At 38.8% G+C, this 19,242-nt stretch carries 10 protein-coding genes, 1 tRNA gene and 4 pseudogenes; 8 read left to right on the top strand and 7 right to left on the bottom strand.

All coding sequences use genetic code 11. The features are described 5' to 3' along the window. From tamL to ccoN, 4 genes and pseudogenes are all read right to left on the bottom strand, one after another. Positions 1-2,325 carry a translocation and assembly module lipoprotein TamL gene (gene tamL / locus N4G44_RS17540; RefSeq protein ID WP_474928571.1) on the bottom strand — a complete coding sequence of 775 codons (2,325 nt, stop codon included), beginning with the start codon at positions 2,323-2,325 and terminating at the stop codon, positions 1-3. Beyond that, positions 2,325-7,354 (bottom strand): annotated as a pseudogene (locus N4G44_RS17535) (translocation/assembly module TamB domain-containing protein). Before N4G44_RS17535 ends, tamL begins: the two are co-directional and overlap by 1 nt. Before the next feature lie 479 nt (positions 7,355-7,833). Next, entirely contained in the window at positions 7,834-8,721 is an 888-nt protein-coding gene (locus N4G44_RS17530) for a cbb3-type cytochrome c oxidase N-terminal domain-containing protein (RefSeq protein ID WP_474928570.1), read from the bottom strand. A 16-nt stretch (positions 8,722-8,737) separates the two neighbouring features. Beyond that, positions 8,738-11,017 (bottom strand): cytochrome-c oxidase, cbb3-type subunit I, encoded by a 2,280-nt coding sequence (ccoN, locus tag N4G44_RS17525; RefSeq protein WP_474928569.1) that lies wholly within the window; start codon positions 11,015-11,017, stop codon positions 8,738-8,740. Between the two features lie 184 nt (positions 11,018-11,201). Here ccoN and N4G44_RS17520 point away from each other — a divergent pair, with 184 nt between their 5' ends. The 3 genes from N4G44_RS17520 to N4G44_RS17510 all read left to right on the top strand — a co-directional run bounded on the left by N4G44_RS17520 (position 11,202) and on the right by N4G44_RS17510 (position 13,970). Then, positions 11,202-11,495 carry a helix-turn-helix domain-containing protein gene (locus N4G44_RS17520; RefSeq protein ID WP_474928568.1) on the top strand — a complete coding sequence of 98 codons (294 nt, stop codon included), beginning with the start codon at positions 11,202-11,204 and terminating at the stop codon, positions 11,493-11,495. 117 nt (positions 11,496-11,612) lie between these two features. After that, a complete protein-coding gene (locus N4G44_RS17515) occupies positions 11,613-13,040 on the top strand; it encodes an amino acid permease (RefSeq protein WP_474928567.1) in 1,428 nt (475 codons plus the stop codon). Positions 13,041-13,187: 147 nt separating this feature from the next. Next, entirely contained in the window at positions 13,188-13,970 is a 783-nt protein-coding gene (locus tag N4G44_RS17510) for a GLPGLI family protein (RefSeq protein WP_474928566.1), read from the top strand. A gap of 71 nt (positions 13,971-14,041) precedes the next feature. Here N4G44_RS17510 and N4G44_RS17505 read toward each other — a convergent pair. Further along, positions 14,042-14,112 (bottom strand) — tRNA-Gln (locus N4G44_RS17505). A gap of 99 nt (positions 14,113-14,211) precedes the next feature. Here N4G44_RS17505 and N4G44_RS17500 point away from each other — a divergent pair. The 4 genes and pseudogenes from N4G44_RS17500 (at position 14,212) to N4G44_RS17485 (ending at position 17,621) form a co-directional block, all read left to right on the top strand. Beyond that, positions 14,212-15,238 (top strand): annotated as a pseudogene (locus N4G44_RS17500) (AMP-binding protein). Between the two features lie 51 nt (positions 15,239-15,289). Next, complete coding sequence (gene arfB, locus N4G44_RS17495; RefSeq protein WP_474928565.1) at positions 15,290-15,682, top strand: alternative ribosome rescue aminoacyl-tRNA hydrolase ArfB; 393 nt, start codon at positions 15,290-15,292, stop codon at positions 15,680-15,682. A gap of 403 nt (positions 15,683-16,085) precedes the next feature. Further along, positions 16,086-16,465 (top strand): annotated as a pseudogene (locus tag N4G44_RS17490) (GreA/GreB family elongation factor). 181 nt (positions 16,466-16,646) lie between these two features. Then, the gene (locus N4G44_RS17485; RefSeq protein ID WP_048502613.1) at positions 16,647-17,621 is read left to right on the top strand and encodes a deoxyhypusine synthase family protein; all 975 of its coding nucleotides are present in this window, start codon (positions 16,647-16,649) and stop codon (positions 17,619-17,621) included. A gap of 239 nt (positions 17,622-17,860) precedes the next feature. On the opposite strand, the gene N4G44_RS17480 is transcribed toward N4G44_RS17485, so the two are convergent. Beyond that, positions 17,861-18,007: a hypothetical protein gene (locus N4G44_RS17480; protein ID WP_474928564.1), complete on the bottom strand. Its 147-nt coding sequence runs from the start codon at positions 18,005-18,007 to the stop codon at positions 17,861-17,863. A gap of 102 nt (positions 18,008-18,109) precedes the next feature. On the opposite strand from N4G44_RS17480, the pseudogene N4G44_RS17475 reads away from it, so the two are divergent. Then, positions 18,110-18,405 (top strand): annotated as a pseudogene (locus tag N4G44_RS17475) (MGMT family protein). Positions 18,406-18,616: 211 nt separating this feature from the next. Here N4G44_RS17475 and N4G44_RS17470 read toward each other — a convergent pair. Further along, positions 18,617-18,994, bottom strand: a complete 378-nt coding sequence (locus tag N4G44_RS17470) for a helix-turn-helix transcriptional regulator (RefSeq protein ID WP_474928563.1) — start codon at positions 18,992-18,994, stop codon at positions 18,617-18,619. Positions 18,995-19,242: the final 248 nt, after the last annotated feature.

The raw sequence follows: 19,242 nt of genomic DNA, 5'->3' as shown, positions 1-19,242 counted from the left end.
TTAGAAAGGATATCCTATGGCTATGTTTAAAACTAAATTATCTTTTCTCCAGCTTGAATCTCCGAAGTTGATCTTGTCAAATGCCCACCGGTCTCCTTTTTCATAGTAAGGAACACGTAAAGGCATGGCCAGATCGAGTCTTAAAATTAAGATAGAGAAATCAAGTCTCAGACCAACTCCGGCTCCGACGGCAATTTCACTTAAAAAATCTTTTGAAAATTTACCTCCCGGTCTATGCTCATCTGCATTGATCAGCCAAACGTTTCCGGCATCTACAAAAGCAGCAACATTCAGGAATTTATAGATATTGGCGCGGTATTCGGCGTTCAATTCCAGTTTAATATCTCCCGCCTGATCCAATAGCAGTCCCTTTTCAATAGTCCGGGGATCAAAACTTCCCGGTCCTAAAGTCCTTGCGCGGAAAGCACGGATACTGTTACTTCCTCCTGCAAAAAACTGTTTTGAGAAAGGAATAAACTCTGAGTTTCCATACGGATAAGCAATTCCCCCGATAAATCTGCTGGCGAATGAACTCTTTTCAGTGAATTTATGATAGAACCTGAAGTCATTTTCAATTTTGGCATACTGGCTGAAAGGAATTCCGAAAATCTTTTTCTCCTTATCATTTTTCGCATTGGCCCCTGTCACCAAACCGGTAATGTTTCCTGCAAGATCCAACGTTCCTTTATAATAGATCGTGTTGGTTTTGGGAAGCATTGTATTGGTATACGTATATGAATAGGTAGGTCCAAAAATTAACTGTTTATCGACTACTCTCCGTGCTGCAGGAGTGGTTGCCTGCTTGTAGAATTCCTCTGTTACATTGGCAGGAGAAACCAGGGTAATGTCAATAACCTTCAGGTCATGTTCCTTTCGCGCATTTTCCTTCCATACATACCCGAATGATGCATTAAAATTATTAAGCGTATAAAGCTGGGTACGGTTCTGAAATTCATAGCCTAAAGTAATATTTGTTCTTGGAACAAAAGCACTTGAAGAATTGAAACGGAAAGGAGCAACGATTCTTGGTATTGAAAGCTGGACATTCGTTCCTGCGCGGAAAAGATTCTTGGCATCTTCCTGGCCGCCCATCTGGAAATCAAAAGCTCCATAAACAGCTGCTTTAAACTGTTCGGCTCCACGGAAGAAATTTCGGTGGGTCCAGTTTAAATTTAATTCGCTACCGGCATAATTGGCAGAGTTAGTTCTTCCCAGAGCTTCAAGTCTGAGTGACTGGATCTGTCTCGGTGTTAGCAGATAATAAGCATCAAACTGGTGTTTCAATGAATCTGAAACAATGAATTCATTCTTTACAAATTTAAAAACACCCAGACTGATCAGACGGTTGAGGGTCAGATTATGATTGGAGCGGTTATAGAGATCTCCTTTCTTAAAATATAAAGCCCTGTCGAAAATTTTCGGTTTAAATTTATGTTGAGGATCGATTACATAAATATCATCATAGGCATATTTAGAAAGGGAGTCCGGGTTCATCGGAACATTATATTTACCCCTTTTTACATCCTGGATATTATAATTCGGAAAAACAATGACCTTGTCAATACTGAATTGTTGAGTGGCAAGATCCGGCGTATTATCCTTTAATTTTACATTAAGCTCTACCTTATGAGTTTTGCTTACCGTACTGTCTGCCTGGACAATAATATTGTCAGGATTAAAGTAATAAAACCCTCTTTCCTTTAAACCGGTATCAATACGTTCCCTTTCATTCTTAATGACATCGAGATCAAAAGGATTTCCTGTTTTAAGTAAGGTTTTGGGAGCTAAAGTCTGAATTTCTCTGTTAACAAGTGAAGAATCCTGCTGAAATTTCACATTACTTATCAGATATCTTCCGCCGGGTCTTAAAGTATAAATAACCCTGGCCTTTTTATTTTTAGAAACTGTATCATAAGTAGCTTTTGCGTTGAAATATCCTTTGTTTTCAGAATAATTTTCAATGATGTCTTTGTTGAATTCGCGGTCTACATCTCCTAGTAAAACAGGTTTTTCACCCACCTTATATTTCAGCCAGTAATTGAACCCTTTATCCTTTTTAGGTTCTTTGGCAATATTGTAAAAATACAGCTTCGGACGCAGTCCTAATATAGAAGAATTGGGCTTGGGAACCAGATTTTCTTCCAGTGATGCCTTAAGCTCATTCTTTTCCTTCTTCGAGAGACTGTCATTTTCTATTTTTACTTCTCCGCCGGTATACAGCATCTGGCCTTCCTTCAGAAATCTTGTATTGCTGCATGAAAGAGTAACAGCGGCAAATCCTGAAGTGAACAAATATCTGTAATATATACTAAATCTACTTTTCATTATTTAAATTCTACCACCTGGTTATTCTTATTTTCTTTTTTACGTCTGTCTTTTCTTGATTTCTGGAAAATCTCACGGAATTTATCATAGTCTAATGTGATAATGAATCCTAATCCCGTTTCTATGATCTGCCCCTGAAGAGCCACCTGATATTCATCCTTACGATAGGCGCGGAGCATATACCTGCCGTCTTTGGAAAGGCTGTAGTCTACCGTAACATTTCCTGCGATGTTCGTCATATTTTCATTCTGGCGGGCTTCACCTTCCAGGGCGAAATTACTTCCTACGGAAACCTTCAGACGGTCATTCAGTAATTTTTTGCTTACTCCTACATTCAGGTCTGTTCTTGTATTTTTTTCTCCGCTTGAATAATCTTCGGAAGAATCAAGGCCTAGATCGATATCAACCCCTTTGATCAGTCCGGATGCAAGATTGTTCAGCTGCTGCGAAAGAATTTTACTTACACTCTGTCTTGCAAGCATTTCAGCAGATACTCCCGCGCCGGATTCAAACGGATTTTCCCCGATGAAGCGGTTCAGTAAAAGAAGGGCAAAAACCTGCTTATTCATTTCAGATTCCTGGGTTCTGAGCTGGGTCAGTTTTTGGTCCACAATATCGGTTACTGTAGAGGAAACCGCATTATTCTTTTCATCTGTAGTAATATCGAAAGTGATCTGAGGCTTCAGAAGCTCGCCTTTCATTTTTAATAAGGTATTGAAAGGTATTCTTTGCTTAAACTGGTTCATAATTGAAGCATCCTCACCGCTTACCTGCTGTTCCACCAGGTCTATAGGAGGAGCTTCTGTTTTATAGACTGCTGTAATATCCATTGTTGCGGCGGTAGGCTCTCCTGTCCAGGTAATCGTGCTTCCTTTCTGAATGTCGAATTTACGTTTCAGAAGACTTACTGAAAGTTCATAAGAGCCTTTTTCCACCTCATAAACTCCTACAAGAGTGGTTTTTCCTGAAGGATCAATTCCGCCGGTAAGATCAGCCTCACCCTGGAGTTTTACAAAATCTCCGTTAGCTTTATCAATAACAATTGAGAGTTTGGCTTCCTTGCTTACTTCAATATTCACACTTACATCCATTCCCTTGAAACGGCTCTGCGCTTTCAGAGAATCAGCTACGATAGTTTTGTTTAAAACTACCTGATCCTGATCGATGAACTCCACAATTCCGTCTCTCTCCTGAAGGGAAGGACTGGACTGCGGAAGGACAAAAGTGAAATCCGTATCATCGGAAACTGAAAGTCTTCCGTCTACCTTTGGAAGATCAAGGTTTCCGCGAACGTGAAGCCCGGCATCAATCGCAAGGATTCCATACATCATGGCATCATTGGATTTCTCAGAATTCACCACTTTAAAATCCTTTGCATTGACGTCGAGATTAAAAGCATAATCCCTGTACGTCTGCGTAAGAACCTGTCCGTCGATGACAAGGGAATTCCCGTCCTTATCATTGATTTTAAATTTATTAAACTCAATACCGCGGCTGGTAAAATCAATTTCGTCATTAAGTTTTCTGAAATCACTGCCGGTTTTGGCAATTTCGAGTCCCGCATCATTGAATTTCACTTTACCTAAAATATTCGGTCGGTCAGTATTTCCTGTAATTTTTAAATTTCCTGAAAGATAGCCTTCCGTATTCGTTATGGCATTCATGGAGAATCCCTGGATGCTCTTCATCTGAAGCTGGTTGATGGCCATATTCAGATCGAATGTGCTGGAAGAAGTATTGTAATCTCCAAGAATTTTTACATCATTGTTATTGCCGGAAAGAGCAACATCAGCATTTAAAATATTCGGTGAAGTATTGTTCACTTTTACAGCAAGGTTTCCTACAGGACTTCCATAGACGATGAGGTCTGAAACATTAAGATCGGAAGTGAAGGTCATCTTTTTCGTAACATCTCTAAGCTGTGCCGTTCCGTTGATGGTCCCTCTTGCCAGAACCGTATCTTTTTTGATCAGCTCGGTAATGGTTTCAATTTTAAAATCTTTCAGCGAAATGTTTAAAGGACTGCCCGCACGTTCGGTTTCAGATTGAAGTGAAATCTCACTGGCACCATTGGTCAGGATAAAGTTATCTGCTAAAATTCCCTGGCTGCTGATCTGAATTTTATTGTTTTCGGCTACATTCCAGTTTGCATAATTAAGTTTCAATCCATTTGGATTTAAAGAAATTTCGGTAATATCATTTAAAGATTTTGCATTTCCGGCGATGAGGAACTGGGTGGCGTCTTTGTCGTCTTTCGTGGTTACATTATAATTGATAATGTTGTTGGCGACATCTCCGGTCACCGCAATTTTTTTCAGGGTGAAGCTGGAACTTTTTAAAGCACCTGCATTAAGGCTGTATTGGAGAGCCTGGTTTTCATTGGTTACTTTTAACGCAATGTTTTCCAGGGAATTTTCACCGTACAGCAACTGCGGAATCTGCCCGTCCACTACTATCTTTTGAGAATCGGCATCATAATTTCCTGCCAGATTGATTGTTTCAAAGCTTTTTAAATCGGGAACAAATTTCCTGATCAGATCATCATTCTTGACCTTTGCATTGAATGTAAAAAACTGTCCCGGATCTATTTTCTGTCCCTTCGATGGCTTCTGGAACTGATAATATTGATTGATGGTTTGCGTCAGAGCGCCAAATATTTGGGTCAGTTTATATTTTCCTATCAGCGAAACGTCTGCAATCTGAGAATTGAAAATAACCTTCGTCGAATCCTGGGTGGAAGAAGCTTTCAGATTGACTTCCTGTACGGGATAAACCTCCTCTGTATCTGAAAATGCAAAATCTTTCAGGTTTAAATACCCGTTCAGAGCATCCGGGTTGAGGCTTGAAAAATTACCGTCAATTTTTCCGGCAATGATCATTGGTTTCTCATAGAATCCAAGCTTGTTTACATCAAGTTTGATGACTTCTCCATTGATTTTTACGGTAGGATTTTTTTCATTATAAACTCCGGAAGCGATTAAGTTCAGATTGGCATTCGGATCTTTTGAATTGAGAACGATATTGTAAGCTCCTTTATTGATTTTACCGGTCAGATCCATATTCTGGTAACGGTAGCCTTTGTAGACAGCCGATGCCACATGGCCTTTGAGATTGGCGTTGGCATTTTTAAAATCAAAACTTTCACCTTTAGCTGAAATTTGTGCTGTGATGGGCCCGATATCCTTATTTTTAATGATCTTTCCTACCTGCACAGCCTGAAGATTGGCTTTTACATCATACAGCTCCCTGTTTTTTCTGCTCATGTCCACATCTGCAACAATGGCTGCATTTCCAAGGGTAGAGTAGAGGTTCAGGTCTGTTTTGACGACTTTGGTTGTTCCTTTTGCACTTCCTTTAATGCTGAAATGAGACGGCAGGGAGATATTGGAAGGAATTGTATTTTTGGGAACCAGATTGTAAATTGTTTTAGCTTCCGTGGAAAGTTCTGCAATCCTGAGGTCATAGTAAAGGTTTTCAGGTTTCATTGCGTTTTTGATCCTTCCGGACGCATTTACTCTTAACTGATCCAGTCCTGATACTTTGAGATCTTTAATCAGAAGGTCATTCACCATTCCCTGAACATTTGTGTTCACATTCAGGATAGCATTCGGGTATTTGCTGAACGGGACTGTATTCCGTAAGGTAGGAACAATAGTCAGAATATCTGAGAAGCCTATCCTGGAATTTTTAATATTGGCAGAAATTTTTACAGCTCCGGGATTGGCGGTCAGCTGATCAATCGATTCATAATTTAAGATGACCTCATCACGGATCAGCGTTTTTGGAGTCTGCAGATAAAGGTCTTTCAGATAGGACTGCTTTTCCTGGTACACAAAATCAGTATTGAATTTCTGAATATCCAGACCTCTTCCTTCTTTAATTTCTGCTGAATTCACGGTTCCTGCAAAAGTATTGTTCTCCATTTTGAAGCTTCTTACCTCCACATTCATTTTAGAGAAATTCATATGGTTGAAATCCATTCCCTGTTTGGTGGGAGCAATAGCAGTATTGTTGTAAACGGCTTTTACATCATTCAGGACAAGTTTTCCGAGAATCAATTTCATGGCTTTATCCTGATCCGAAACTTTGGATACTTCAGGTTCCTTTTTATCCTTCGGATTGGCATTTTGTGTGGGAAGATAAAGATTGGCATTAATGTCTGCCCCGGAAAGAACAACATTGGAAATATTGTAAGCATTGTTTTCCAGGTCCAGCTTATTAACCTTCGTGCTTAATTCTTTAAACAGGACTTTAGCAAAGGTTTTGGTATTGTCATCCCCGTAATCAATATCGAAGTTGGTGAGTTTTATGCCTCTGAGACCAATATTCATCGGCTTTTTATCGTTAAGTGAATCAACCTTTTTCTCTACTTTTTTGGATACTTCTTCAAGAAGGTCCTGTTTTAATTTTAATTTCAGGCCGTCCAGATTGATATCATTAACAGCATAGGTATTTTTACTGAGGTCAAAAGTTTTAACCCGAGTATCAAACGATTTGAAGTATAACTGAATGTCATTCCTCGACTGCTGGTCATTGAAGGTAACACCGATATCCTTTAAATTGATTTTATCAAGCGAGATAATAAACGGTTTAGAAGGGCTTTCTTCCTTATCACTGGTTGCAAAAGCATTGATAATATAATCGAAATTGAATTTTCCGTCCGGCTTTCTTACCACATTGGCGCGGGCTCCTTCAAGATCTACTGAAGTAATATCGGCAGTAGAATTGATAAGCTTCAGCATGTTTAAGCCTACATCGAGCTTTTTAACGGCAAGAAGGGTGTCTACATCCTGGCCTTTAAGATAAAGGTTTTCCATGATCAGGCTGTTCGGGAACCCTATATAAACCCTTTCCAGGCTTACTTTGGTCTTGATTTTTTCTCAAGATATACAACCAGTTTGTCTTTGATGAAGTTTTGAACGGCAGGAAGCCTCAGACTAAGGATCAGCAGGGTAAGAAAAACCAATATTGAAATAAAGGTTATTGCAATACGCCTCAGGAGTTTTCTTTTGTTGATTTTCAGTTTCAAATGCGATTAGGTTTCTAACAAAGATAAGAATACTATTTTATAAGCTCTTTGTTGTGGTATCCCATTGCAAGTGCAAAAATCCTGCCTTGGCTGTCTTATTATGGAATTTAGTTTAGTAGTTGTCAAGTGAATTAGTTGATCAAGACAACCAAGGTGTGGATTTTTTGGTTTAAAAGCCCCCTTTTTAATCATTTTTTTAAGTGTTGAAAAGGTTTAGCAAAATGAAATTCAAATGTTAGTATTTCAAAAGGGGGCAGAGATATATGGAGATAATAAATTTTTGTTAAATCATGTGAGCTAAGTTTTAAAAGACTAAGAGCTGGAAGAGGGAGGCTGGAAGTTAATATTGGCCATTTATTTTTAACATTGATCTTAAATTTCATATTCAGACTGGCTTTAGAAAACTAATAAAATGCTGCATTAGATCTGATTTTCATAGCTTCCCTCTTCCAGCTTCATACTTCCTGACCTCATTAAAACTAATTGTTTCCGTTCTCCCATTTCACTTCTTCTCCCTGAGGAGCAGCACCGCCCTGAGCCGGGGTGATAGGGGAAGTTTCCTGGTTAATATGGTAAATGTAGGCTGCAATTTTTTCGGCATCTCTTCCTGTGATGGTTCCTTCCTTGATGAAAGGTCTCATGGTAGGATTATTGGGTGAACCGTTTTCAAGCATCCAGAAAACATTTTTAAACAGACTCTTTTCTTTAATATTGATCCAGTGGGTATCCGTAAGGTTCGGCCCGATTCCTCCTTTTCCTCCGTCACCATGACAGGTTACACAATTGGTTTTGAAAAGCTCCTGACCTTCTGATATATTGTCTGCATTGTATTTTGCCGTTTCAAGGTTGATCTGAGGAGCAGTCTTTTCGTATTCGGCAATAGAAGCAAGCATTGTTTTGGCTTCCTTATCATATTCTGCTTCCGGATGGGCATATTCTGTAAAAGCAAAGGCAGTAAGATAAACTACACAGAATATACATCCGAACCAGAAAAGACCGATCCACCATTTTGGAAGCGAATTATCAAGCTCTGTAATTCCATCAAAGCCATGATCGATCAGGATATCTTTTTCTTCAGTAGCGGACTGCTTTTTAAAGGCGGAATTCCAAAGCTTCTGGTAATACGGAATGCTTTTCTCTGCCAAATATTCTTTCTTTTCTTCCTCGGATAATCTGCTGAAACTTTCATTTTCAACCAGGTCTCCAATGGAATTCATGATCATCAGAAGGATCACAGCAATCACGATAAGCGCCCAGAAAAAAGGTGAGGAAAAATAGCCTGAATCTCCGGCGAACATTTCAAACGCCATGATCGTTAAGCCTATCGTTGTTGCGATGTATATTGAAATAGGGGTTCTCTTTTTCATTGCGGTATCATTTTAATTACTCAGCACTGGCTGTTTGAATCTGCGTTGTTTTAATATCAGTTCCCAATCTTTGAAGATAGGCGATCATCGCTACGATTTCTCTTTGTTCAAGAGGAATAAACGAAGCTCCTTTTGCTGTTCTTTCTTTTTCCATCTGGTCTTTTACATCAGTGGCTTCGGAATAAATTCTCTGTACAATAGCTTTAGACTGATTGTCTGCCCATTTTCCGGCAGAATCTATTTCTGCTTTTGAATAGGGAACATCGAAGGTATTTTTCATCAATCTCATTTTGTCAACCATTTGAGAACGGTTCAGTTTATTGGTGATCAGCCATGGAAAACGTGGCATAATGGAACCTGCGGAGGTAATTCTTGGGTTATACATATGTTTGAAGTGCCATGAATCCGGGTTTCTGCCACCCTCTCTGTGAAGATCCGGTCCTGTTCTCTTGGATCCCCATAAGAACGGTCTGTCATAAACAAATTCTCCTGCTTTGGAATATTGTCCGTTTTTACCTTCAAATCTTACGACTTCATCACGGAAAGGTCTGATCATCTGGGAATGGCAGGAATTACATCCTTCGCGGATATACAGGTCTCTTCCTTCCAGCTCCAGCGGTGTGTAAGGTTTTACAGCGGTAATCGTAGGAACACTCTGCTTAAGGGATAATGTAGGGACTATTTCTATCAGTCCGCCTATGGCTACGGTGATGAAAGCGAGGATGGAAAGTAGTTTCGGAGTTCTTTCCAGCCACAGGTGAACCCCTTCGCCTTCTTTTCTTCCGCTGCCGATATCTGCCAGTGCCGGAGCTTCTGCAGGAACGTTTTTCTGGAATGAACCTGATCTTACGGTTTTGATAACATTCACCACCATTAAAACAGCTCCTGAAAGATAAAGGATACCTCCTAAGAATCTCATTTTAAAGTAAGGAATAATGGCAGTTACCGTATCCAGCCAGTTTTTATACATTAAAGTTCCGTCCGGGTTAAACTGCTTCCACATCAATCCCTGGGTAAATCCTGAGATATACATCGGAACGGCGTAGAAGATGATTCCTAATGTTCCCAGCCAGAAGTGCCAGTTGGCCAGTTTTTTAGACCATAACGGCGTTCTCCACATAATCGGGATCAGATAATACACCACCCCGAAGGCCATGAAACCATTCCATCCAAGTGCACCTAAGTGTACGTGCCCGATTACCCAGTCTGTGTAGTGCCCGATTTTATTTAAAGATTTTGTGGCTAATAAAGGTCCTTCGAAAGTAGCCATACCATAACAGGTGATTGCTACGACGAAGAATTTAAGGATCGGGTTTTCTCTTACTTTATCCCAGGCTCCTCTTAACGTAAGGAGACCGTTCAGCATTCCTCCCCAGGAAGGGGCAATCAGCATAATAGAGAAACCGGTTCCTACGGCCTGAGCCCATGCCGGAAGCGCCGTATACTGAAGGTGGTGAGGGCCAGCCCAAAGGTATACGAAAATCAGCGACCAAAAGTGAATAATGGATAATTTGTAGGAGAATACGGGACGCTGAGCCGCTTTCGGCATGAAATAATACATCAGACCCAATACCGGAGTGGTCAGTACGAATGCTACGGCATTGTGGCCGTACCACCATTGTACGAGAGCATCTTTTACACCGGCATATACGGAATAGGATTTCCAGCTTGTGAATGATAAGGGAACTTCAAGATTATTAAAGATATGGAGCATGGCTACGGCAATCCATGTCGCGATATAGAACCAGATCGCTACATAAAGGTGTCTTACCCTTCTCTTGGTGATGGTTCCGAACATATTGATTCCGAAAATAACCCATGAGAAGGTGATCAGGATATCAATAGGCCATTCGTGTTCCGCATATTCTTTGGAAGTATTGATTCCCATTAAGAATGTGATCACTACGGCAACAATCATCAGCTGCCAGCTCCAGAAGTGGATCCATGAAAGCGTATCGCTGTACATTCTTGTTTTTAAAAGTCTCTGCATACTGTAGTAAGCGCCGCAGAAGAAGGAATTACACACAAAAGCAAAAATAACGGCACTCGTATGCAGCATTCTGATCCTTCCGAATCCCATAGCGCCCTGTGTGTTGATAAGCCCTTGGATATTTCCGCTTCTCAGACTCTGGATCGTGGTATCATCTGTCCCGAATAAAAACTCAGGCAACTCAGGGTAGAAAAGCATCAGCGCGGCTGTAAGTCCCAGCAGAAAGCCGACCAGCCCGAATACGATAGTAGCATACAAGAATGCTCTGACAATATTATTGTCATAATTGAATTTTTGCGTCTCCATAATTCCAATAGTGTTGTTCCGAAGTGATATTTATCCTCTGAAATCAAATGATGATACTCTTGATTGGGATGAAAAAATAAATATCATGTACGTGTATAATGTTTTGCCAAAGGTATTTATTAACTTTGTGTAAGTCTAGTAGGTATCCTTCTAAACTATACCGAAAACTACTAAAACAAAAACGATGAAAGTATGTGGTCAAAATATCAGGAAAATCCGTAGAAGCAAAGACTTTACGCAGGAGTATATGGCTTTTGAGATGGGCATTTCCCAAAAGGCCTATTCGGATATTGAAAATTCTAAAGTGAAGATTAATCTGGAAATACTGACGAAGATTTCAGACATTCTGGAAATTAAGCCTTCGGATATCTGCAGCATCTCCCATAAATGCGGAACAGATGGGAATGAGGATAAATATCAGGGGCTTTTGGAGTATATGAAGAAGAATAATATCTCTGTTCCAAAAGAATTTTTATAAATAAGCCCTGCTTTTTCACATTTTAAATCATTACAGCTGAATATCTTAAAATTTCTTACAGTTCCATAGAATGTGAATTCCTCTAAAGTTTTATATATTTAGAGCATAATTCATTCTATGAACAGCCAACAGAAAACAGAACCCAAGGACGGGTCTCTAGTCAGAGGATTAACCAACAGACATATTCAATTAATTGCCCTCGGGGGAGCCATAGGAACGGGACTGTTTCTTGGGATCGGCCCGGCAGCCGTCTTGGCAGGACCATCCGTTATTCTGGGATATGCCCTCGCAGGAATCATTGCCTTTTTTATTATGCGTCAGCTTGGTGAAATGGTTGTTCAGGAACCTGTTTCAGGAAGTTTCAGCCATTTTGCGTATAAATATTGGGGGAATTTTCCGGGCTTTGCTTCCGGGTGGAATTATTGGATCCTCTATATCCTTGTGAGTATGGCGGAGCTTACAGCAATTGGTCATTATATTCACTTCTGGTGGCCGGAAATTCCGCTTTGGGTTTCCAGTTTATTCTTTTTCATCGTTATTAATGCTTTAAACCTTGCTTCCGTAAAAGTGTACGGGGAAACTGAATTCTGGTTTTCCATCATTAAAGTGGTGGCTATTGTTGCTATGATTCTTTTCGGCATTTATCTTCTGATAAGCGGTACCGGGGGAGATAAGGCCAGCATTCAGAATTTATGGAATGACGGCGGATTTTTCCCGAAAGGATTGTTTAATAAAACTGAAACCGGATATTCCGGGCTCTTTGCCGCTATGGCCATGATTATGTTTTCTTTTGGAGGATTGGAACTGATAGGAATTACGGCTGCGGAAGCTAAAAATCCTGAGAAAACCATTCCGCAGGCTACCAATCAGGTGATCTACAGAATCCTGATCTTTTATGTGGGAGCCCTGGTTATTTTATTTGCTTTAAGCCCATGGAGGGAGATTACAGAGGGCACAAGCCCTTTCGTAATGGTTTTTCAGAACTTAAACGGACTTGAGTTTAACCTTTTTGGTAAAGTAATACAGTTTAATTCACTCATCGCAAATGTGCTTAACCTGATTGTTTTAACAGCGGCTTTATCCGTGTACAACAGCAGTGTTTACAGTAACAGCCGCATGCTTTTCGGCCTGGCACAGCAGGGAAATGCTCCGAAGTTTTTAACGAAGCTGAACAAAAGCCATGTTCCGACCAATGCTATCCTTGTATCTTCCTGCTTTGCGGGAATCTGTATTATTATCAACAAACTGGTTCCTGAAAAAGCATTTGAGTATTTAATGGCTTTGGTGGTTTCTACTCTTATCATCAACTGGCTGATGATCTGCTATACCCATTTGAAATTTAGGAAAGAGAAAGACAGAGAAGGCATGAAGACATCTTTCCCCTCTATATTTTATCCGGTTTCAAACTATATCTGTATCTTGTTTTTAATGGCAATTTTAGTATTGATGAGTATCACAGGAATGGAAATTCAGGTGATTTTAATCCCGGTATGGATTGCTTTTCTTTTTGTCATGTTTAAACTGTATAAACCTAAAACCAAATAGTAAACGGAAGGGGGAATTGAAGCTGCGGGGTTAAAGTTTACGAGATTGAAATTATATAATTTACTTCAGTTGATGAAACGAAATAGAGTTTTCGTCTGAACAATAGATCTAAACCTGGACCTATATTTTATGAAAATAACACACAAATTGAAATTTATTTTACTTTTTTCGTTATTGTCAACGTTTTGTTTTTCGCAGAAGTTTAGTTTTATCTATGATGTTAAATATAAAACAAGCAAGGAAAAACCTGAAGATATTACTACGGATAAAATGATCCTGGATTTTGAGAATAATACTTCTATTTTTAGAGAATCCATGTCCAGAGATACTGACTCCCTTACACTCATTAACAAAAATGGAGGGTATAAATTGGGAGTTGAAAATCAATTTTACGTTAAAAAAGATATCATTAATCAAAAAGTAGAGAAAATTATTACTTATTTACATGCAAATTACCTTCTTCCTATTGATGAACAGTTAAACTGGAAAATCTTGCCGGAACAAAAAACAATTGGAAAATATAAGGTACAAAAAGCGGAAGTTAATTATGGTGGTAGAAATTGGATTGCCTGGTTTACAACAGAGTTACCTTTTAATGATGGTCCCTATGTTTTCCATGGATTGCCCGGTTTAATCATTTCTATTGAAGATACAGCACATGATTACTCTTTCAATTTGATGCAAATAAAAAAAGGCAGCAATTGGTTTGATGCAAGGACAAAAACCGTTACAATCGACTGGGCAAAATATGATCTTCTTGGAAAATCCTATTATAACGATCCCTGGAACACCAAAACCGCGAGGAAAGTTACCTTTACTGATCCTCAGGGGAATGAAAAAGACATCAATGAAATGATCAGACAGGCACAGAAATCTATTCTTGAAGATAATAATCCTATAGAGTTGAATCACAAAATCAATTATAAATAAACTTCTGCTGAATATCAACTGTACAGATCAGTTTTTTAAATTAAAAAACCATCCTCGGAAAGGATGGTTTGTAGACCCACAGGGATTCGAACCCCAGATGACTGAACCAAAATCAGTAGTGTTACCGCTACACCATGGGTCTTTGTTTATTTCAGTGGTGCAAATTTACAGCTTTTTTCTTTAGATACAAGAACTTTTTAAAGTTTTTTTTAAATTTACACTACTTTTTATTTACACAAACATGCTCGTAGACTTCAATAATCTCAATATTAATAATTTATCTTTTGAAACAGATTTTGAACAAAAAATCAAAAACTTTTTAGAAGAATGGTTTTCTGAATCGTCTACCGTAAAAGTGCAGACTTCCGGCTCTACAGGAACCCCTAAAATTTTTGAGATCGAAAAAAGAGAATGATCAGCTCTGCTGTGATGACTTGTAATTTTCTTGGACTGAAAGAAGGAGATAAGGCATTATTGTGTCTTCCTGTTGAATACATTTCCGGGAAAATGATGATAGTGCGTTCTATTGAAAGAAAATTGAAGCTGACGATTACCGGGCCATCCCTTAATCCGCTTGAATTTTTAGATGAAGAAACAGATTTCTGTGCTATGACTCCTCTTCAGGTAGAAAATTCGCTGGGCAAACTGCATTTGATCAGGAATCTGATTATAGGCGGAGCAGCCGTCTCCGAGTCATTAAAAAGAAAGATAACTCAAAACCAAAAATTGAAAAATACCCGGATCTTCGAAACCTACGGGATGTCCGAAACCCTTTCCCATATTGCCCTGAAGCAGATAATGCCTGAACCTGAAGATTATTTCACAGCTTTTGAAAATGTTTCTATCAGTGCAGACGAAAGGGGTGCCTGAGAATTTTTGCCCCGAATGTTAATGCTGAGGTGCTTCAGACTAATGATTTAGTTGAAATAAAAAATGAAAAACAGTTTAAATTCCTGGGGCGTATAGACAATATCATCAATTCCGGCGGAGCCAAAATTTTTCCTGAAACGCTGGAAGCTTTGGTGAAAAAGGAAATTCCTAATGAAGCTGTTTTTATAGGAGTACATGATGAAAGTTTGGGACGGAAATTGATACTTGTTATTGAAGGAAAAGAATCTGCAGATCTTACATCAAAGATATCAGGCATAGCATTTGAAAAGAATTTTCACAAGCCTAAAGAAATTATTTTCATTGAAGAAATTCCACGAACCCCAAACGGTAAAGTAAACCGGATAGAATTGGAAAGAAAAATAAGTAAAAATTTATAATCTTCTATCTTGATTCTTGTCTCTTGAATCTTGACTCTCAAAATAAAAAGCATGAAAGATTTTTCAAAAGAACTCAGTTTTAAAACTTCCAGAAGCAGCGGGGCAGGAGGCCAGAACGTAAATAAAGTGGAAACTTCTGTAACCGTTCTGTGGCTTGTTGCTGAATCTGAATTTTTCAATGAGGATCAAAAAGAGCTGATTCAAAGTAAATTAAAGAACAGGATAAATGCTGAGGGATATCTGTTTCTGACCGTATCGGAGAGCAGAACCCAGCTGATGAATAAAAACAAAGCCATTGAAAAAATTACTGAGCTCGTTAATAAAGCTTTGATTGTTCCCAAGAAAAGGGTAGCCACAAAACCATCTAAAGGGCAAAAGCAAAAACGGCTGGATACCAAAAAGAAAATTTCTGAAAAAAAGGAGAACAGGAAGTTTAAGTTTTAGACTTTTGTTGCGTGTTGCGTGTTTCGTGTTCCGTGTTCCGTGTTGCGGGATTCGGGATTCGGGATTCGGGATTCGGTTTTGAGTTTCATATATCAGGTTTTTTCAGTATCTTAGGGGTATTATTAATATCAATTAAGTATGACAGCAATTTCTTCTTTATCAGCAGCCTGCCCATCCAATGGCCTTTTGCTGTCGCTGTTGTACCTTCATACAGATTCTTTTCTTAAAAGTTCCAAGGACTTTATCAATTAAGCCCTGTCAGGATCCAAAGACAGGGGAGTTTTTCAATAGATTTTACGTATTATTTTTTGCAGTTTTCTACGGGTAAAGGGCTGACAGGTCTTTCATTCCGCTTTGGATCACTGGGATCACTGCATTCATTATTATTTTAAAATATTAAAAAATGTCCAATCCTATAATTGTAACAACCGGAATTTACGATGCTATAAAAGATACGATCAGAAGAAAAAAGTAAGCATACCGGAAGAAAAACGTCTTGCTGAAGAACTGAGAAAAGCGAAGCAGGTTTTAAGAAGAGAGCTTCCAGAGGATGTGGTAACGGTCAACAGAAAGGTAACGATCAAAGATCATAATCAGAATTTTGAACACGAATATATTTTTGTGGCTTCTGCAAAAGCTAAACCGGCAAAAAATAAACATTCCATTTTATCGGAGATTGCCCTGGCAACTGTTGGGTATAAAGTAGGAGATATTATCAACTGGCCTTTTAAAGAAGGGGAAAGAAAGATAGAGATTTTAAAAGTGGAACCCTGGTATGGATAGTTCCTCATATCTTGTATTTTGTTAGATGAAAGTACAGCTTCAGGGCTGTACTTTTTATTTGGAATCTTGATGAGTGGAGTATTTTTTATCATTTGTTAAAAAAGGATGCTGATATAAGAGTTTCTTGAAGTACCCATGTTGCATTCCGTTTTTAAGTTTTATCTTTGCAAAAATTAAAAAAATGAGCAAACCGATTTCTGAATTTATAGAGAAATATTACCTGCACTTCAATGCAGCTGCATTGGTAGATGCATCTAAGGGGTATGTTGCACATCTTAAAGATGGCGGAAAAATGATGATCACTTTGGCAGGTGCTATGTCTACTGCTGAATTGGGAAAGATCCTTGCAGAAATGATCCGTCAGGGGAAAGTTGATTTTATTTCTTGTACAGGAGCCAACCTTGAAGAAGATTTAATGAATCTTGTGGCACACTCTCACTACGAAAGAGTTCCGCATTACAGAGACCTTACGGCTCAGGATGAGTGGGATCTGTTGGAAAGAGGCTTGAACAGAGTTACAGATACTTGTATTCCGGAAGAAGAAGCTTTCAGAAGACTTCAGAAACATATCGTAGAAATCTGGAAAGATGCAGAAGCTAAAGGCGAGCGTTATTTCCCACACGAATTCATGTACAAAATGATCCTTTCAGGAGTTCTTGAGCAGTATTACGAAATTCCAAGAGAAAACTCATGGATGATCGCTGCTGCAGAAGCCAACTTACCAATCGTAGTTCCGGGATGGGAAGACTCTACAATGGGGAACATCTTCGCTTCTTACTGTATCAAAGGGGAGCTTAAAGCAACCACTATGAAATCGGGAATCGAGTATATGACTTATCTTGCAGACTGGTATACTAAAAATTCAGGAGGAAAAGGAGTAGGATTCTTCCAGATTGGTGGAGGTATCGCAGGAGATTTCCCTATTTGTGTAGTACCGATGCTTTACCAGGATATGGAGATGCATGATATTCCTTTCTGGTCTTATTTCTGCCAGATTTCGGATTCTACTACATCTTACGGATCTTATTCAGGAGCAGTTCCGAACGAAAAAATTACCTGGGGTAAACTGGATATCACCACACCGAAATTCATCGTTGAAAGTGATGCTACCATCTGTGCACCATTGATGTTCTCTTACATCCTTGAGAATTCTTAAGATTAAATTCTTATTAAAAATACTGGCGCTTCAATCATTTTGGAGCGCTTTTTCTTTTCCACCGTCATTGCGAGCGCAGCGAAGCAATCTCATCTTAAAAACGAAGTTTAACCTTAATATTCTTAAACCTTAATTCTAACCTTAATGTTTCAAAAATAAAAAAAGCATTAAGAAAAAGTTTAGTTATTAAGATGATTAAGAGATTGCTTCGCTACGCTCGCAATGACAGGCTGTGATAATTATTCAAGCGAATTTACCAGTACAAAATAACGGTAAGCCAAAATGCCTTTTTCCAGTTTGGTTAATTTATTGGGGTCCTTATCGCTCAGCTTTGGAAGCACTTTTTTATTCACGGTATTCAGCAGCTTGAAAAATGATTTTTTCATATCTTTAATATTTAAATGAAACATCATTGAGGACTAAAAGAATTCAAAAATGATGCAGAATTTATTATTCGGAACTATTTATTTACAGGATAACAGATTATTATGGACGAAATTTTCAAACAACAGGTTTACGAAATCACAAGACTGATTCCCAAAGGTAGAGTTTCCTCTTATGGTGCCATAGCCAAAGCTGTAGGTTATCCGAATCATTCCCGGCATGTAGGAAAGGCAATGGGGGCTGTCCTGCAGATGTTCCTGCTCATCGGGTGATTTCCAGCTCTGGTACGTTATCCGTTCCTGAATTCCAGAAAAGATTGGAAGCAGAAGGAATTACTGTTGAAAATTTTAGAATAAAAAACTTCAAAAAACTCTTCTGGGATCCTTTAGAAGAATTATAGCTTACTAAAATATAAATTGAGTTTCCGGCGGCGGAGCCGCCGGAAACTCCACTTAAAATATTGATAATACCCACCACCAGAAGTCGGATCATCATTCCCCTTCTCCGAAGGGGTGGATTTTTGCCCGCAAAAAGACGGGGTAGTTAAAAACAATAAAAAATGCCACAAAGCCCAACAGCTTTATGGCATTTAAAATTTATAAGTAAAGAAATTACTTTCTGCTTCTCGGACTTTTCAGTTCTTCCTTCAATCTTTCATTCTCTTCTTTCAAAAAAGAGATATAATCCTGAAGATTCTGAATGATAGACCCCGGAATATTATTAAACTGACTGTTAATTGCACCTGAAGAACTATCATTAAATACAGGATGATCATTATTGACCACAATTTTTGCTTCCTCGTCTTCATAGATGTCCTCTACTTCAACATCCAGGAAACGGGCAATTTTGTTCCATTCGTCTTTTATAATCCTTACATCTCCGCTTTCCTTTCTGCTGTAGTTGGATACATCGGTCGCAATAATATCAGCAATCTGCTGTTGAGTGTAGCCTTTCTGTTTTCTGATGGCACGTAGTTTTTCTTTTTGCATATCCGGCATTTTATACAAAAATGGAAAAAAACCTTAAAATGTACAATAAAAAATGGAAAAAATATGGGTCAGATTCTTAGTATTTAGCATAAAATAGGCAGGAAGTTGATTTTATTAAAATATTCACATCAATACATTGATATTTTTCTTTAAAACATTACCAACTCATCACCAATTCATCACCAATTTATCATCACAACTCGCCATCACAATCCGTCATTGCGAGCGCAACGAAGCAATCTCATCTT

The sequence above is a fragment of the Chryseobacterium sp. GTID13 genome, assembly GCF_056172655.1.
The sequence above is the reverse complement of the archived record's forward strand: the minus strand, read 5'-3'. Positions and strand labels throughout refer to the sequence as shown.